At 58.9% G+C, this 17981-nt stretch carries 16 protein-coding genes; 3 read left to right on the forward strand and 13 right to left on the reverse strand.

The features are described from left to right. Positions 1-159: 159 nt before the first annotated feature. From JHW48_RS13015 to JHW48_RS13040, 6 genes are all read right to left on the reverse strand, one after another. Positions 160-441 (reverse strand): nuclear transport factor 2 family protein, encoded by a 282-nt coding sequence (locus JHW48_RS13015; RefSeq protein WP_336390889.1) that lies wholly within the window; start codon positions 439-441, stop codon positions 160-162. Between the two features lie 452 nt (positions 442-893). Then, entirely contained in the window at positions 894-1868 is a 975-nt protein-coding gene (locus tag JHW48_RS13020; protein WP_119886545.1) for a LysR substrate-binding domain-containing protein, read from the reverse strand. A gap of 61 nt (positions 1869-1929) precedes the next feature. After that, entirely contained in the window at positions 1930-2829 is a 900-nt protein-coding gene (locus JHW48_RS13025) for an NAD(P)-dependent oxidoreductase (protein ID WP_119886544.1), read from the reverse strand. 7 nt (positions 2830-2836) lie between these two features. Beyond that, positions 2837-4096: a TRAP transporter large permease gene (locus JHW48_RS13030; RefSeq protein ID WP_119886543.1), complete on the reverse strand. Its 1260-nt coding sequence runs from the start codon at positions 4094-4096 to the stop codon at positions 2837-2839. Next, positions 4093-4659 (reverse strand): TRAP transporter small permease, encoded by a 567-nt coding sequence (locus tag JHW48_RS13035; protein WP_119886542.1) that lies wholly within the window; start codon positions 4657-4659, stop codon positions 4093-4095. Before JHW48_RS13035 ends, JHW48_RS13030 begins: the two co-directional genes overlap by 4 nt. Beyond that, a complete protein-coding gene (locus JHW48_RS13040; RefSeq protein WP_119886541.1) occupies positions 4660-5634 on the reverse strand; it encodes a TRAP transporter substrate-binding protein in 975 nt (324 codons plus the stop codon). 292 nt (positions 5635-5926) lie between these two features. Here JHW48_RS13040 and JHW48_RS13045 point away from each other — a divergent pair, with 292 nt between their 5' ends. The 3 genes from JHW48_RS13045 (at position 5927) to JHW48_RS13055 (ending at position 8612) form a co-directional block, all read left to right on the forward strand. Next, positions 5927-6784: a transketolase gene (locus JHW48_RS13045; RefSeq protein WP_119886540.1), complete on the forward strand. Its 858-nt coding sequence runs from the start codon at positions 5927-5929 to the stop codon at positions 6782-6784. Between the two features lie 86 nt (positions 6785-6870). Further along, positions 6871-7830, forward strand: a complete 960-nt coding sequence (locus JHW48_RS13050; protein WP_240637868.1) for a transketolase family protein — start codon at positions 6871-6873, stop codon at positions 7828-7830. Between the two features lie 23 nt (positions 7831-7853). Then, positions 7854-8612, forward strand: a complete 759-nt coding sequence (locus JHW48_RS13055) for an SDR family NAD(P)-dependent oxidoreductase (protein WP_119886538.1) — start codon at positions 7854-7856, stop codon at positions 8610-8612. Between the two features lie 206 nt (positions 8613-8818). On the opposite strand, the gene JHW48_RS13060 is transcribed toward JHW48_RS13055, so the two are convergent. The 7 genes from JHW48_RS13060 to copM all read right to left on the reverse strand — a co-directional run bounded on the left by JHW48_RS13060 (position 8819) and on the right by copM (position 17873). Further along, positions 8819-10984 carry an nSTAND3 domain-containing NTPase gene (locus JHW48_RS13060; RefSeq protein WP_147388108.1) on the reverse strand — a complete coding sequence of 722 codons (2166 nt, stop codon included), beginning with the start codon at positions 10982-10984 and terminating at the stop codon, positions 8819-8821. 221 nt (positions 10985-11205) lie between these two features. Next, a complete protein-coding gene (locus JHW48_RS13065; protein WP_119886536.1) occupies positions 11206-13368 on the reverse strand; it encodes an ATP-binding protein in 2163 nt (720 codons plus the stop codon). A 360-nt stretch (positions 13369-13728) separates the two neighbouring features. Then, a complete protein-coding gene (locus tag JHW48_RS13070) occupies positions 13729-15168 on the reverse strand; it encodes an IS1182 family transposase (RefSeq protein WP_119886535.1) in 1440 nt (479 codons plus the stop codon). Positions 15169-15526: 358 nt separating this feature from the next. Further along, complete coding sequence (locus JHW48_RS13075) at positions 15527-16249, reverse strand: MauE/DoxX family redox-associated membrane protein (protein WP_119887917.1); 723 nt, start codon at positions 16247-16249, stop codon at positions 15527-15529. A gap of 48 nt (positions 16250-16297) precedes the next feature. Continuing rightward, on the reverse strand, positions 16298-16750 hold the full coding sequence (locus JHW48_RS13080) for a DUF411 domain-containing protein (RefSeq protein WP_240637993.1): 453 nt from the start codon (positions 16748-16750) through the stop codon (positions 16298-16300). Continuing rightward, positions 16747-17208: a Cu(I)-responsive transcriptional regulator gene (gene cueR, locus JHW48_RS13085; RefSeq protein ID WP_272835622.1), complete on the reverse strand. Its 462-nt coding sequence runs from the start codon at positions 17206-17208 to the stop codon at positions 16747-16749. Before cueR ends, JHW48_RS13080 begins: the two co-directional genes overlap by 4 nt. Before the next feature lie 170 nt (positions 17209-17378). Continuing rightward, on the reverse strand, positions 17379-17873 hold the full coding sequence (copM, locus tag JHW48_RS13090; RefSeq protein WP_272835623.1) for a CopM family metallochaperone: 495 nt from the start codon (positions 17871-17873) through the stop codon (positions 17379-17381). Between the last annotated feature and the right edge of the window lie 108 nt (positions 17874-17981).

Genomic DNA, 17981 nt, shown 5'->3' on the forward strand with positions numbered 1-17981 from the left:
ATCCGTCAGCACAGACCCGAGCACTCTTCGGCCCTTTGCGGCCAGTCGGCCTGTGTCGTGCGCTGCATTGCAGCTACCCCAAACCCGACATTCGTGTTTGGCGCAGCGAGATCGACGGGTCAAAGGCTGCTACGCGGGACGGAGCAGCCGCCTGCTTGATCAGCTATAGCTTTTGATAACTGAAATGCAGTTTGCCTTGGTATTCGTAAACTCAAAGACATGGCAGAACCGTCGAGTTTGCCCGATCGCCAAGGTCACTTCTCCGTTCGCGGCACCGACCTTTCCGTGCGAAATGGCGTGCAGAACTGTAATGGAGGCGGGCTTCGGCCGAGACCCAAGATGCTCAAGAAGAGCATTCTTTCCCGACAAGGGCTGTGTTGCAGGTTGCTCCCAAGTTACATCCTCGCTGAATGCCTCTGGCATAGCTTCTCCACACTCCATGGCGATAGACGCATCCTGAACAAACTGGTTCTTCGGGGAATTGCCTCAGTCCTTACTACCTTGAATTCGGGTCAACCTTACCTCCATTTTTGCTCGATGTTAGGATACGGCCGACATTCTGGAGGTCAACTATGGGCTCCTCACGTCGATCTGTCGCCCTTGGCGACGGCACAAGGGCGCGGCAGCCTCTGACCCGCGCACTTCGGCCCATTGCGAACGGTCGAAGACTGCCGGCTGCTCCCTCGCCGCCTCTCAGAGCCTGACGGTCGTGCTTGGCGCGGCGAGATCGAGCAGACGCAGTCTGCTCTTGCGGACGAAGCGGGCGCTGCTGACCACATCAAGGGCTATACAAAGAAATCTATGGCAGAACGACAAGGGCGTTGTGGGCAAGGCACTAGCTTAATCTCGCCAACGGCTCGTGTAATGACAACAGCACTGTGTGGCTGCGCTTTTCATAACAAGCCAGGTTCTCCAGCCTCTGCCATGCGTATTGAGCAGCCAAAACCTTGCAGCATCCCACGAGCGTTAACTTGAAAAGTGTCTCCATGTGTCCTCAACCATTCGATAAATAGTCGCACGATCCTCCGGTTCATGTGGCGCGGGGGGCAGATGGCCCAGTAGGCCGGAAATTCGACTGCCGGAAAGGCTGTCGACATGGGCACCAGAGTGCCCTGACGCAGTTCGTCATAAGCCAGCGTCACCGAATCCAGAAGGATGCCAGCCCCGTCACAGGCCAACGGGATCGCCATCGAAGACCGGTCGAACCGTAAGGGTGCTGGCTCGTCCGGCATGTCGATGCCGTGGACTGCAAGCCATAGGTCCCACTGATATAAGGCCTTGACCGAGTGAATTAAACGCGCAGCGGCCATCTGTTCGCGAGGGTCATCAGTAAGGCGGCGCAATTGGTCGCGGTAGTCCGGGCTGCATAATGGGAGAATGTAGTCGCTCACGATACATTCCGAGTGTAGCCCCGGCCAATTGCCAGAGCCGTAGCGCGTATCCAGATCCATCGCCTCGGTTTCGAAATCCGTGAAATCGGGCGATGCGTCGACCCTGATGCCCACGTCCGAGTTCTGATCCAAGAAATCCTTCAGCCGGGGTGTCAGCCAGCGGACGGCGAAACTGGGGCTGCTCCGCAATGACAACTGACGGCTATCGCTCTTGCGCAATACGGCCGTTCTGGCGCCACGGATCATGCGGAAAGCTGCGGTGGTGGTCTGGAACAGTCTCTCGCCGTCCAGAGTCAGCAACAGATGGCGATCTTGGCGGCGGAACAGCTTGACGCCCCACTGCTCTTCAAGCCGCTTCAGTTGCTGGCTGACGGCAGCGGTGGAGACACCAAGTTCGGCCGCAGCGTCAGTGACGCGTCCCGTGCGTGCCACGGCTTCGAAGTAGGCCAGAGAGTTCAGGTTTGGGTTGAGCGGCATCGGGTCCTCCAAGACCAGAGGACTGCGGACGGAGGCGCCGGTCAAGACACCTCCGACAGCTTCAAGATATGCCGTTCAAGCGGCAATACGCGGCAATGACCTGGCTGTCGTCGGCAAGGCCGTTACCGAAGCCGCTCTCAGCCAGAAACATCTGGTGCGCGGCTGCCGCCAGCGGCAGCGACATGCTGAAGCCGCGCCCGGCGGCCAATGCAATGCCCAAGTCCTTAACAAAAATATCCACCGCGCTCGTCACAGGCGGCGTATCCTGCAGCATGCGCGGGCCCCGATCCCTCAGCATCCAACTGGAGGCGGCCGACCCCGACACGATCTCCAACAGGGTCGCGCCATCCACGCCGGCCTTGCGGCCAAGCGCCAGTGCCTCGCCAGCTGCTGCAAGATGGACGCCGCAGAGAAGCTGGTTGATTGCCTTGACGGTGGCGCCTTGACCGGGAGATTCGCCGACATGATAGAGCTTATCGCCCATCACCCGCAGGACTGGCGCGATCGCATCGAAACTAGCCTTGGGCGCTGCGACCATGAGGGTCAGCGTGCCGCCCTTTGCGCCGACGACGCCGCCGGACACAGGGCAATCGATCAACTCGTGCCCTTCGGCGGCCACATCGGCAGCTAGCTGAGTGACCTGATCAGGCGGGCAAGTCGCCATCAGACAGACCCGCGCGCCCTGAGGCAGCGCGGCCAAGGCGCCGCCGGCGCGGTCGGGACCGAACAGCACGGACCGCGCCTGATCAGCGTTGACGACCATAAGCACTAGGATGCCGGCACTGTTGCAAGCATCGGCAAGATCGGCAGGGCGGGTGCCGCCCTGCGCTGCCAGAGCGTTCATGGCGGCATCCCGCATGTCGAAGCCGCGCACCCGATGCCCCGCCTTCACGAGGTTGCTGGCCATGGGCAGGCCCATCGATCCAAGTCCAACGAAGGCAACTGTTTTTATATCGGTCATGGTGGCCTCAGTAGAGCGTGAAGGCGGGGACGTAGGACATCAGGATCAGGACGGTGAAGGCGACTAGGTAGAACGGCCAGAGCTCCTTCACGACGACACCGATCGGAACGCGCGCAATGGCCGCGCCGATGAAGAGTGTCGTGCCAATCGGGGGAGTGAAGAGTCCGATGGATAGGTTGATGCAGATCATCACGCCCATCTGAATTGGATCCATACCGATGGCCCCGCCGATGGCGACGAAGGTCGGGCCCAGCAGCAGGATCGCGGCAGGAAGATCTAGAAACATCCCGATGACCAGCATGATGATGTTCATCATCAGGATAATCAGCACCGCAGCGCCGAGGGTGTTCTGCGCCCACTGGGCGACGAGCGTCGGTATCCGCTCCGTGATCAGCACATGGCCAACCAAGCTAGACGCGGTGATCACCAACATCACCACGCCGGTGGTAATGACCGTGCCGACAAGTGCATCCTTGATCCGGGCGAGCGTCAGGTCGCGATAGATAAGCGCACTGACAACGAGTGCATAGAAGACGGCGATGACGCTGACCTCCGTCGGGGTGGCGATACCAGCGCGCAGCAGGATAATGATGAAGAACGGCATGGCAAGCGCAGGCGCTGCAGAAATGACCGAGTTCAGGTAGCCCTTGAATTGCGAGCGGTCGGTCAGGCGGGGAAAGCCGCGAAGCCGCCCCGAGAGGTAGCAGACCAGCATGAAGCCGAAGGCCAACATGATCCCAGGCAGGATGGCGGCGGTAAAGAGCGCTGCAATCGAGGTGTTCGAGACCGTCGAATAGAGGATCAGCGGGATCGACGGAGGGATAAGGCCTGCAATGGTCGACGACGATGCCGTCACAGCGGCTGCGAAGCCGGGCGGATACCCCTCGCGCTTCTGCCACGGAATCAGCATCGATCCAAGCGCGGAGGCCTCAGCCACGGCCGAACCCGACACGCCGCCGAAGATCGTAGAGCCGACGACCGTCACTTGCCCCATGCCGCCGTGGAAACGACCGACCATGGCGGCTGCGAAGGCCACCAGCTTCTGCCCAAGCGTGCCCGACATCATCAGCGAGCCGGAGAGGATGAAGAACGGGATCGCCAGCAGCGGAAAGCTTTGGGTGGGCTGGAACAGCTTGACCACGGCCAGAACGGTCGGCGTGCTGCCCTGCCACAGGATTGCGGTGCCCGAAGCGACGATCAGCGCGTATCCGACCGGCACCGACAGCACCAGCATGATCGCGAAGAGTCCGGTCATCACGGCGGTCATGTCATATGCTCCGTCTCAGTCTGGTCGAGAGTGCTTGGATCGGCGGCGAAGAACACGCGCATCGCGTTGGCGAGTGAGGCAACCGAGATACCGCCGAAACCGAACAGCATCGAGGTATAGGCCCAGGCCTGACCTAGCCCGGTGATCGGGAAGACCTGGGCCCGGGTGATCTGGATGACGCCAAGCGACAGCCAAGCCAGGGATGCGAAGACCCCTGCGACCATCAGGTGGATCAGGACCATCAGAACTCGCAGCTGAGTGCGGGACAGCTGGCCACGGATGAATTCTGCAGCGATGTGGGCGCCGCGGTTTGCACCCACAACGATGCCTCCCATGATCAGCCATGGAAACAGGATATTCGGCACCTCATTGGGCCAGCCGAGGCCAGAAGATGTGAAATAGCGCACGAACACTTCAGCCATCAGGGCGAGGAAAATGACAACCACCGCGGAGGTAGCGATCACGACGGCGATGCGGTCAAGCGCCAGCCCGACCGCATTGGCGATGCGCAAGGCGGGAGGATCCGCCTTACTGTTGCTCATGGGGCCGCGCGCCGCTTCCATCTATTGGCTCGCAGCCTGTGCGGCGGCGACGACTTCTTCCAGCAGCTCGGGGAACTGGGCGCGCCACTTTTCATAGACGGGCTGCGTCGCCTCGATGAAGGGTGCGGTGTCGACCTCGTTGAAGGCGACGCCGGCGTTCTCCATTTCGTTTTTCAGCGACACGGTCTGCTCGCGGACCATCTGGCGGTTCAGCTCGGCCGCCTCTGCGGCCGCTTCGCGGATGATCTGCTGATCTTCCGGCGACATCGTGTCCATGATGATCTTCGAGGCCAGCAGCGGCGTCGATTCATATTTGTGCGCCGTCATCGAGATATAGGGCTGCACCTCATACAGTTTGGACGAGTGGATGTTGATCAGCGGATTTTCCTGCCCGTCGACCACGCCCTGCTGCAGCGCGATGTAGAGTTCCGAAAATGCCATCGGCGTGGGCGAGGCACCGAGCGCCGTGAAGATGTCGATGGTCATCGGATCGGGAGGTGTGCGGATCTTCATACCGGCCAGATCTGCGGGTGTGTTGATCGGCCCTCTCGAATTCGAGACTTCGCGGATGCCGTTGTTCCACCAAGCCAGCACGACAAGACCCTGCACCTCGGCCGCAGCCTCAATCTTGTCGCCGACCGGGCCGTCCATCACGGCCTCGGCCTGGTCGAGGTCCTGGAACAAGAAGGGCAGTCCAAGCAGCGCCATTTCAGGAACAATTGCCGACGTTGCGCCCTGCGAGTTGGCAGAAAATGCAACCGTTCCAAGGCGCATGTTAGTGAGCGTTTCAGAATCGTCGCCAAATTGAGCCGCGCCGCCAACATCAATATTCAGGCGTCCGTCGGATTTCTCGGAAACAAGTTCAGCGAACCTTTCAGAAGCTACGGCCTTGGGATTGCCTGCTGCCGCATTGTGTGAAAGCTGGAAATTCTGCGCCGCGACCGGCCCCGCGCAAAGCGTGATCGCGGTTGCAGCAAAAAGATGACGAAGTTTCATGTGGCCCCTCCCAGAGCTGTTGCTGTTCGAACAGCAGAATGCCAAGCCCCCTGCCATGCGATCCTCTTTGGCACTTCTGCCAAGTGCGCTTCCACGCATAAGATCGACTGTCTGTGATGGGGCTGAGCGTCCTCCTCGCTCGGCTAACGTAGAACCTGACCGATTCGCGCCTCTGCGTCACCTAAGCTATGCTTAGCAAGTTCGTAGATTAACTTAATTGATCCGGCGCCGGTTTGGCCGTTCCTAGGAGGCGCCGCGGGTCTCGGTATGACCTGCCGCTGGAGGAGGAATCATGCAAAATGAGAGCTCGGCAGCGACGCTGTCGAACACCAGTCTTGCACGCCGCGCGTGGGAAATCCGCCGCAAGGCCGTTCGTATGGGCGAAGTGCAGGGACAAGGCTATGTTGGACAGGCCCTGGGCGTCGCGGACGTGCTTGCGGTCTCGTATTTTCACGCCCTGAACTATCGGCCCACCGATCCCGAATGGGAGGGACGTGACCGGTTTCTGCTATCCATCGGCCACTACGCCATCGCGCTTTACGCCGCGCTGATCGAGGCACGGATTCTGCCCGAAGCTGAACTGGAAACATACGGCGCGGACGACTCCCGCCTGCCCATGTCGGGCATGGCCGCATACACGCCAGGTATGGAGATCACCGGCGGATCGCTGGGACATGGTCTGGGTATCGGCGTCGGCATGGCCATGGGCCTGAAGGCCAAGAAGAACCCGGCCTTCGTCTACAACCTTATGTCGGACGGCGAGCTAGGCGAAGGCTCGACTTGGGAGGCCGCAATGTCGGCGGCTCATCACAAGCTGTCGAAACTGATCTGCATCGTCGATTTCAACGACCAGCAGGCCGACGGCAAGTCGACCGAAACGCTGACCGCCGAACCTCTGGCCGATAAATGGGCCGCTTTCGGCTGGCACGTCCAGCGCGTGGACGGCAACGATATCCAGGCGCTGGTCGCGGCATTCGACGCCGCCCGTAACCTGGAGGATGACCGTCCCCGCGTCATCGTCTGCGACACCGTCATGTGCAAGGGCGTGCCCTTCCTGGAATCGCGCGAGATCACGCATTTCGTTCGTGTCGAATCCGACGAATGGCAAAAGGCCCTTGCGGTCCTAGACGACAACAAGCCGGAGGAGTGAGGACCATGACCATCCAGCACCGTTACGACCCGCACCGCAAATGGGAGCCTCGCCAGCCCGGCACCGGCGGGGGCAAGACCTCGGCCATGATCGCCTCGCTTGCGGCCGAAGGCTATGATGCAGTGCCCGCGCCCTTCGGCCATGCCCTTGTCAAAGAGGCTAAGAAGAACGACCGCATCGTCGGCCTGACGGCGGACCTGGCGAAATACACCGATCTGCACATCTTCGCAAAGGCGTTCCCGGATCGCTTCTACCAGATGGGCATGGCCGAACAGGTGATGGTGTCCGCCGCCGCCGGCATGGCGCGCGAAGGCTTCATTCCTTTTGCCACTACCTATGCCGTCTTCGCCAGCCGTCGCGCCTATGACTTCATCGCCATGGCCATCGCCGAGGAATACCTGCCGGTCAAGATCGTCTGCGCCCTGCCTGGCCTGACCACCGGCTACGGGCCCAGCCACCAAGCGACTGAGGATCTGGCGATCTTCCGCGGCCTGCCCAACCTGACCATCGTGGACCCCTGCGACGCCATCGACGTCGCCGAGGCCGTGCCCGCCATCACCGCCCATCCCGGACCAGTCTACATGCGCTTGCCGCGCGGCAACGTCCCGTCCGTGATCCGCAAGCACTGCCTCGACTACAAGTTCGAATTGGGCAAGGCAAAGCTGCTGCGCGACGGATCGGACGCCCTGATCATCTCGTCCGGCTTCATGACCATGCGTGCGCTAGATGCGGCGGTCGCGATGGAAACGGAAGGCACCTCTGTCGCAGTGCTACATTGCCCCACGATCAAGCCCCTGGATACCGAAACCATCCTTGCCGAAGCCGGCAAGTCGCGCCGTTTGGTCGTCACAGCCGAAAACCACACGGTCGTGGGCGGCCTGGGCGAGGCAGTGGCATCGACGCTACTGACCAATGGCGTGACGCCGCAGTTCCGCATGATCGGCCTGCCGGACCAATTCCTGGACGCGGGTGCGCTGCCTTCGCTGCACGATCGCTACGGCATTTCTACCGACGCCATTATCCGCCAAGTCCGCGGCTGGCTTTAACTCTCTAAGGGGGGAGGAACACAATGACTACAGCACTTCTCGACGGCCAGTATGCCGTTATTACCGGCGCCGCGTCCAAGCGCGGCCTCGGCCTCGCCACCGCACGGCTGTTTGCCAAGCACGGCGCTACCATCGCGATCCTGGACCTAGACCAGGATGCCGCCAAGGCGGCGGCCGCTGAGCTAGGCAAGAACCACATCGGCATGGCCTGCAACGTCATCGACCATGACGGCGTAAGGCAGATGATGGACGCGTTGATCCAGAAATGGGGCCGGGTCGACATCCTGGTCAATAACGCGGGCATCACGCAGCCGCTGAAAATCATGGATATAAGCGCCAAAAACTACGAGGACGTTCTGGACGTGAACCTGCGCGGCACGCTTTATTGCAGCCAGGCCGTGATTCCGACCATGCGCGAGAACAAGTCAGGCAGTATCGTCAACATGTCGTCCGTGTCGGCGCAGCGCGGCGGCGGCATCTTCGGGGGGCCGCATTACTCGGCGGCAAAGGCTGGCGTTCTGGGTCTGACCAAGGCGATGGCCCGTGAGCTGGCGCCCGACAACATCCGCGTCAACGCAATCTGCCCTGGTTTCATTGCCACCGACATCACCGCTGGCAAGCTGACGAACGATATGCAGTCTAGCATCAACGCCGGCATCCCGATGGGCCGGCCAGGAACGGCCGACGAAGTTGCAGGCTGCGCGCTGTTCCTGGCCTCCGACCTATCGGCCTATGTCACCGGCTCTGAGGTGGACGTGAACGGCGGCTCGCTCATCCACTGATACTCTTCCGGCTCGAATGACCGGGGCAGTAGCCAGAACAGGACGGCAATACTCCAACTACCCCGAAGCGCCTTGCCCCACCAACACGCGCTGGTGGGGTTTTGACACAGGCCGGCCCTGAGCAGTCATTCATCCCCAGCATGCAATGCGGCAGCGCAGTCCGTCAGAGCGGACGTTCGCCACAACCTCAAGACGACGGATACAACTTACTCGTCCACATCTCGAAAAAGGTTAAAAAGAATTGCGTTCTGCGGAGTAGATGTAGCGACTGGTGCCGAGGTGGACGACTGCGGCTCATAGTGTTCCTCCATTTCCTCAACCGCGCGGCGGACCTCTCGGTGCAAAATGGGAATAGGATCTGGACGCCGGGCTTCCGTTGCCGCTCGTCCTACAGCACTACTTATTGTTCGAATCGCTGTTTCAAGTGGGTAGAAATAATCGTCAGGAGGATAGTCACTTGACCAACCTTGTCGCATTTCTTTCACGTAGTGAGGAATATTAGTCAGCACTTTGTCCCGGGCAACTACAACCGCTTCCTGCATTTCTTCCCTCGTGAGGAGAGTCTCGACGAAGCCGGTTTCAAATATGCTTGGATCTGCTTCGTCCTCAAGTGCCTGGAGTAGCTTGGCCGCTAGGTGATTGCGCCAATCACTGGGCAAAACCTTTTGCCGATGCAGACTCGTTAGGAGGCTCGCATCGGCATCTTCATGGATGGGAGATGAAAAACTCTGGGCACCATCGAGAATATCAGGCCTTCGCGTCAGTATCATCTCTGAGAACGCGGCATTAGAACGGTAAGACACGAAAGTCCGAAGGAAGTTAACTGGCAACTTTGCAATCCTTTCAAAAAGAAGTTCGTTCAAATTTGTGGGAACTACCATAGGCGCGCCTTGGATCGTCACACCGGCACACACGACAGCGTATAAGATCGCTTCCGGCTTTGCTCCGCGAAGATAGAGTTCGACGAGCTCTGGAGACTGAGAGAGGTAGCGCGCAAAGGCGTCACTCACAGTGGGATGTTTGTATGTCCAATAGGAACCGTGCTCGTCTTGTGCCAATAGCAAAAGGCTGCCGTTTAGAGTCTGCAACTCGCGCCGCGCTGCGGCTTCCGTGCTGCCAAATGCACTAACTGACGTTGACATAACCGAAGAGGTCACGGGAGAACGGACAATTCCGCCGTTGAGAAATATTGTCGCAATCGCAGCTTTGCAGTCATCAGAAAGATTGGAAATGGTGTCGAGAAGAAATTGCTCCGGTCTGTCGAAAAAGCCAAAAACGTCAGCCTGCTTAACCCTTAGATCCCCTGCAAAGAATCGCGCGCCGATCCGACGTGCAGTCTCCGGGAGGAAGCCTTTTCGCTCAACTATAGCAGGGAGAAACTCCTTGATCGCAGATTTAAATTTCTGATCCTGATCGCCAAATTTAAGATGATTATAAAGAATTTGGGCCTTTTCGGCGGTGCTCAGTTGCTGGACGTCAATGACAACTTGGCTCGTTCTAAGCACCGGAATGGCCTGGAGCTTGAGGTCCGACTGAGCCGCCTTCCAAATGTAGTCGCGTGATGTGATTAGAAATCGGGTGCCACGCTTCATTGCTCCTTGCATAAGCACGAATACCTGATTCCATGCCTCTGCCGTTTGGCGCTGATACTGGGTGTTCCCCCACGCATCATCGATCCAGAAAAACTGCGCAACATCAGGGCTTAGATGCCGCTGCACGTCTTCTGGTGATGTGGCTCGTATTGTCGAGCTCCTCCATATATCTGCCGCGCCAACGGCGATGCTCGCGCCTATAGTTGATTTTCCTGCTGCAGGAGGGCCGAGTAGGAGCACGACATTGTGTTGACTGATCGCTCGCACACTTCGGCGATGAGCCTCGGTGACAACAAGCCGCTGCAAATCCTCACCCATGGCGCTGAGGATCAACTGAGCCTGAGCATAAGCGCGCGCATCGAGCACATCGTTCAAATCGCCAAGCCCATAGAGACGTGGGGCCATCATTCGGAGGCGGGAAGAAGTGCGTATCTGTCTGTTGATAAATTCGCTGCCGAAAATACGGCATCGACCAACCCCGACGCCTTGAAACGCGGCACGGATAGCGAGCTCGCTTTCGCCGGTGATAGCATGATTAGTCAATATAACGTAGTCATGGGCCAGCCCCTTCTTGGCAAGTCGTTCAGCCTTGGCAAGTTCATCGCGCAGCATCGAGAGGCTTAGATTATTGGCTTCCTTTGAGGTGAACTTGCATTGAATTGTTGATTCACCGGCGGCGGGATCGTCCCCTTCCCAACGACCTACAAACGCCCCATCACGTCCTGCATCGTTGCCGGGTAGAAAGTTCTGGACCGGCCGGCGAAGGCACTCTTCAGCCACCCCGACGCAGAGATCTTGAAAAGCCTTCCAACCTAGTTTGTGCAAAGGGTAATCGCCAGCGACCGCCCGAAGAGTTGCGGCCGTGCTAACCTTGGGCCGTGTAGGTTCGACTTTTTTTGACATATTGACTTGGTGCCTTTAGTCGCTGGTCTGATAATTAAATGCTGGCGGGTCAACAGGCATTTTTTATAAGGAAAGTGATTCCATCCTAATCATTTCAACTAGAGCGCTTTAACCTCACTGTAGATTTTCCGTAGGTGCTCGTCTGACATGTCCAGGATCGGCTCATACATGAAGGAGTTCAAATGAATGTTCTCCGGTGTCATAAGGACTACGCGGTCAATGGTCCGGATAGCAGCATCGCCTGGGAAATCATTCCGGAAGCGCCTCAAGAGTTCCGTCGTCTGATTGCCGGTTATGCCGGCTAGCAGGCCCTGGTCATTGATCCGCCCGAGCATATACTGTTCTGCGCGTAGCCTTGTGGCAACCGAGAGAACGATCTTGTTTTCGAAATTGGCAGCGTCTCCGTCTTGTAGGCAGGCGTCCGCTTCATGATAAATCAAGTCAAGCACAGAACCTCCTGACGGTGTAGCGTTCACTGGTGCGGTGCCGAAGATGGTCTGGTATACTTCAAAGAGATTACTGTCTTGGACGGTAGGCGTGCCATCCTTGACGTGAAGGAGCGACGTCAACGTCACGTAGTTCGGGTCGGTTTCGCCTTTGGTGTATTCCACCAAGTTTCTCATAAAAGGGATTGACGCAATGCGTTTTCTCGGGTCGCTTCCGAAATGCACCTTCCAGTCATTGACAAAGACGTTCTTGATCCCGACTGCCTTGTTGATCTCGATGCCTTGTTCATTTCTTGCGACCATGAAGCACGAATTGTAGCTGACGAAACGGCTTTGAATTGTCCTGAAGAAATCGAAGTTGTGGGTGAGGATGACCTGTCGAAAATTATCTTCTTCTGAGATATCTTTCAAATACTGGATAATCGCATACTTGTTCTTGTAGTCGAACGAATCAGCAATATCGTCGACGACAATTAGCGTTTTTTGACCTGCCTTTCGCCGTGCCTCAATCTCGAAGATGATGTTCAGGATGTAGAAGGCTCTGCGTTCGCCCGTGCTGAGCACATCAAGGAGGGCATCCTTTTCGACGTCCTTCCGATCATTGCCTTCTTTGAAAGTGAACCCCAACTTCGGAATCTTGTCCTCGTCGAGCACAACTGAGACGAGATTTTTTACCTTGAGCTCAAATGGGACGAAGAAGCGATCGTTGAAAATCTCTATTACCTCTTGCCATGCCGTCCGTTCACTACGGGCAGCTTCCTCGATCTGTTTCCTGCGTTCCGCAGCGGCGCAAATTTCTTTGACCAGATGACTAAAGGCATCCCGGTGTTTTACAAAGTAGCTCTTCCAAACCCGCTCCTTAAAGTTTGCGATGTTCTCCAAGGCTGGAAGAACATCTTCATGGTTGGCAACGAACTCGTTGAACTCCCTGACGTTGGCATTCTTGTGGAGCAGTTTCTCGACTGCGTTGAATTTTTTGCGCAAAGCGGCATCTGAAGTAATGCCCTCTTTCTCGCCTTTAACCAACTGCTCGAGTTGCTTCCTCGACGTGATTTCGACCTTCTCACCAGAGTTTAGGCTAATGCTGTGTGCGGCATCAAAAAAACCATTGTCAGCGAGGGTTTTTGCGATCACATCAGCGTTATAATAGGTGAAAGTCCCGCGCTTGAAATACTGGGACTGGTCGATGAGTTCGTTGAAGCGCTTGATGTAGTCTTCGAGTGCCTCCCGCACCTGCTCCTGTTGAAGCATCTCAACAACCTTCGGGTCGAAAACGAGATCGTATGGGATCTCGGCGAATGGAGCTTCCGGCTGCTCGTCTACTTCCGCAGCGACGCGATGTATTGCGATGAGGAACTGATCGGCGGTCTTGGTGAACGCCAACGAGATTTCGGCGGCGATGTCCTTCTTTGACCCTGACTGATCCTTGAGTGCCGCGAGAAGCACCTTCTTCGCGTCTTCGATGCCTTCGTTGAGTTTCTGGTGCTCTTTTCGAAGTTCTGAATTGACGAGAAGGATGGAAGTCTTTTCGCTGCTCCCGAAGTCCTCATCGTAGGGCCGAATGATCAGGACAGATTCTGGGTCTAGTTCGGCACCGTTCTCGTCTAGCACCGATCGTTTCGTAAGGCGGTCTGGGAACATCTTGTCGGACGACTGCTTCTTGTTGGCGATGTCCTGGAACGTTTTTGCAAGGGATGATTTCATGGCTCCGTTTGGTGCGTATAGAGCAACGGCCTTGCATTTCCTGAAATCGAAAGACTGCTCCAGCTTTCGAATTCCATAGCAATATTCCAAGTCTAGCTTAAGCGCGCGCATGGATTGCCCTCTATTAACTTTCAACTTGGAGATTACCGCCCATCGTCTGGTTCGGACAAGGAAAACGGGCTTAGAGACCGCAGATATGGTAAGTCAGTTGCAGAAGGCTGGCAATGTGATCACCTTTCGTGCGCTAGCAAGTAAATCGAAATAGCGGTCATTCGTGTTACTGTGCAGCGAGTGTCGGCTTCCCGCCTTCTACGCCGGGGAAATGCTCATCAGGGCTCGGACAGGTTGAGTGTCTGCTTTCGGCCTAGGCTGTGTGGAAACGCCGGCGCATGCTGGCATCCAAGGGCATCTGACGCGAAGATCTGACTTGAGTTTGGCGAAGTGCAGACAGACCACATGGAGCGGCGCCTTTCATGCCTTCAGAGCGCTCATCAACCCGCGGACCCCGATCAGCGCCACCATCCGCTTGATGTTGTAGGCGAGGACGTTCAGCGCGATCTCTGTTTTCACATTCCTCAGGCGTTGGGTCAGAAAGTGGGACGTGCCCATCCACGCCTTGATGGTGCCAAACGGGTGCTCGACCGTGCCTCGGCGGATTGTCATCGGTTCGGTCGGTCCGATCAGCCTCGCCCGCGCCGCCTCGACCAGATGCTCGTGCGCCCACCTTGTGATCCGGCGCTCCTTGCCGGTCGTGCATGGCGATTTCATCAGGCACGTGCCGCACTCGCCGGTCCAGTAGCGGCGGAGTTCCAAGCCGTCTTCCTCGGTCGTGTAGCGATACGGTAGCGCTTCCCCTGCGGGACAACGATAGATATCCGCGTTGGCCTTATAGGCGAAGTCCGCCTTCTCATACATGCCCTTGAGGCGGTTGCCCGACGTCTCGGGGCGCGGGATCGTCGTGGTGATTCCAGCTTTGTGACAGGCCAGGATCTGCCGCCCGCTGAAGTAGCCCTTGTCGGCCAGCACATGCATCTCGTCGCGACGGAGTGCATCCTTGGCCGCCTTTGCCATCGGCACCAGAAGATCACGGTCATGACCCTGGTTGGTGACTTCATGCGCGACGATCAGGTGGGTCTCGGTGTCGACGGCGGTCTGGACATTGTAGCCGACCATTCCGCTGTTCCGGGCGCTGGTGGCCATGGCGCGGGCATCGGGATCGGTCAGAGATATCTGCCCATCCGGCGCATCGGCCAAGGCCCGAGCCATGGCTTGCAGGTGTTGGATATGCTGCCGGATACGCCCGTAACGCTTGGCCAGATGCGCGACCTTCTCAGCCCGAACCTCGCCCTCCTCCTGTCGATCGACCCGCACCATCTCCGCGATGTAGCGCTCGACGTCCACCTCCAGGTGGGCAATGCGGCTGGCGATCTTGCCCTTGGTGAAGTTGCGGTCCCGGCTGTTGACGGCCCGGAACTTGCTCCCGTCGATGGCAACGCAGGCGCCTTTCAGCACGCCGATCCGGCGGCTCAACTCCACGAATTGGGCGCAGCTGCGGCGGATGCCGGGACCGTTGTCACGCCGGAAGTCGGCGATGGTCTTGTGGTCTGGGACAAGGCGGCCGGTCAGCCACATCAGCTCGACGTTCCGCCCGGCTTCGCGTTCCAGCCTCCGGCTGGACGGGATCCGGTTCAGATAGCCGTAGATGAACAGCTTGAGCAGCACGGCAGGATGATATCCGGGTCGCCCCGTCCGCGCCGGCGACGATCGCGCAAATCCGAGCGCAGGCAAATCGAGTTCATCGACGAACAGATCAACCACCCGAACCAGGTGATCCTCGCCAATCCAGTCCTCAAGACGATCTGGAAAAAGAGCCGTCTGTCCCCGCGCAGTCCCTTCGATGAAACCCGACATGCCGATCTCCCGCCACCATGTCTAAGTCTACCATAAGGCCGAGTTTCCACACAGCCTCGGCCCATAGCGGCCCGACAGCGCCGGCCTAGCGCCGCATTGCAGCATCCCCAGACCGGCCATTCGTGCTTGGCGCAGCGAGATCTAACAGGCACAGACTGCTTTGCGGGACCTTCCGGTCATTCGCTGCACCTGCAGCTTTGGCATCCTTACATGAGACAGATTCGCTCACAGGACGACAAAGCCGCGAGATGGCGATGCAGCATGAGAAGCATGGCATCAGGGAAAGCGGACATTTTCAACCGCTCTTCCCGGACACGTATTGGGCGCGACGGACGCGGCAACGGTTCGCACAATCCAGCTAGTGCTGCAGCACGGTGACTTTGACCAGCATCCAGACGGCCATCGCAATCATCATCAGGTTCTCCGTCAGCGACACGAAGCCCAAGGGAACGTTGCTGTCGCCGCCGACGCAGGCGCATTTCAACTCCCGCTTGTCGATGTAGACCGCCTTGAAGACCGACACCGCGCCGATCGTGCCAATGAACAGCGCCACCGGGATCGACAGCCACATCAGCGCCCCTGCGACCATCAGGACGCCTGCGAGCCCCTCGGCGAAGGGATAGACATAGCCGTAGCGCACCCAACGCTGCGCCAGCAGGTCGTAGTTCAGGAACATGGTCGCGAAGCTCTCCACGTCCTTCAGCTTCTGCAGGGCCAGAAGACACATGGCGAAGGCCACGAACCACTCGGCTGCGGCGACCGTGATCAGCTGGCCAAGGGCAGCCCAGCTGGTGGCGAGAGCCATCGCGGCAGCCATTGCGAAGAGCGCGATCACCGGGCGGTAGGTCGTCGCGCTCTTGTCGCGGACCGTCTTGCCGAAATGCCGTCGCAGATCGTCATAGCCGCCGACGCGCTGGCCGCCGATGAAGGTCTGCGGCGTGGTCTGGACGCCGTGCTGCTGCTTGAACGCATCGACCTCGGCGCGGGTGGTCAGGTGATGATCCTCGACGCTGTAGCCCTGGCGGCGGAGGAGATCGAGCGACTTGAGCCCGTAAGGGCACATGTGCTTCGTCATCACCATCCGGTGCAGGGTCGCGGTTTTGGAAGTTGTTGTAGCCACTGGAAACCCTCAATATCTTGCGAAGACGCTGGTGCCGGACGCGTTCCAAGCGATCACGTCGAAGGACTCAGTCTCATCGCCCATCTCCATCCCGGGCGAGCCAATGGGCATGCCGGGAACGGCCAGACCGGCCGCCTCGGGCCGCTGGTCCAGCAGGGCGCGAATGGCTTCGGCCGGGACATGCCCCTCAATCAGATAGCCCTCAACGAGGCCGGTGTGGCAGGACCAGAGGGCCTGAGGAACGCCATGCTGCTCCTTGAAGGCTGAAACGTCGTCGGCCATGGTCACGTCGACGGTGAAGCCCGCCTGCCGCAAATGGTTGATCCAGGCGCCGCAGCAGCCGCAATCGGGCGAGCGAACCACCTTGACCAGCGTTTCGGCTGCAGGCAGGGCGGCGAGCACGCCAGTTGCGGGGGCCAGGGCCGCGGCAAGCGCGGCGATAAACATACGCCTGTCGATCACGACGTGATCCTTTCCTTGGGATGGGTGCGGTTTCGAGCATGGTGCCCGCAATCGTCTGGCGCCGGGGATGTCGCCGCCTCGAGGTTCCGCAGGATGGGGCACTCGGGACGGTCGTTTCCGGCACAGGACCGGGCCAGATCCTCGAGCGTTTCTGCCATCTCCTGCAGATGCGCGATCTTCTGGCGAAGGTCGCGCACCCGCGCCTGCGCCAGCGCCTTCACATCGGCGCTGCGCCTGCCGGTGTCGCGCCACAGATCCAGAAGATCCGTGATCTCCGCTACCGGGAAGCCCAGATCCCGCGCCCGGGCGATGAACCGGAGCATGTGGATGTCGGCCTCAGCATAGTCGCGATAGCCGGAGGCGGTGCGCCTTGCCGGCGGGATCAGGCCGATCTGCTCGTAATAGCGGATCATCTTCGCCGATACGCCCGAGCGGGAAGAAGCATCTCCGATGTTCATGGACTGAGCTCCATCATGTCTTTGGAGCGGATATGGGGCTTCCCATCATGGGAAGGTCAAGAGCGGCGTCAGGATTTTCCTGATGCCTAACCTCCTCTGTTTCTGCTGATGCGGAAGAGGTAGCTGTGCCAGAAGCCGCGCGGTGCAGTGCCGCGCGGCCCCAAGGTGGATCAGTTAGCGTTCTCGGCCAGCCACGTCGTCATCTGCTCGATCTCGGCTTCTTGTGCGTCAATGATCTCCTGGGCCAAGGCGCGCATCTGCTCGTCCTCACCATGTGCCAGCAGCACCTCGGCCATATCGATGGCACCCTGATGGTGAGCAATCATGCCGCAGGCGAAGGCGACGTCGGCATCTTCGTTCATCATGCCGTCGTGCATTGCCGGCATCGTGACCATCATCCGACGCATGTTCTCCTGGACATGCTCCGGCATGGCCTCAACGTCCATACCGCCCATGCCCATCATTTCCATCGTGCCGGAATCCATCCCCGCACCATGATCGGCGTGCGCCCCGCCGTGACCCATGCTGGCGTGATCCATCTCTCCCCCGGCAGCGGCCGCTGTGCATTGCTCAGGCAGGCGGAACTCTCCGTCTTGGGCGAGAGCAGGTGCGGCGAAAGTGGCTGCGGCAATGGCTGCTGCGAAGCTCGTTTTTGCAAAGTTCATCTCGGTTTCTCCTTGCTGTTGAAATTGGTGGCTAGAACAACCCCTAGTCTTTGCCTGCGTTCCGCATCGCGGATATCGCTGCGGCATCCACAAGTGTCGGCTATGGGG

Source organism: Paracoccus aestuarii (assembly GCF_028553885.1).
Classification (GTDB): Bacteria; Pseudomonadota; Alphaproteobacteria; order Rhodobacterales; family Rhodobacteraceae; genus Paracoccus; species Paracoccus aestuarii.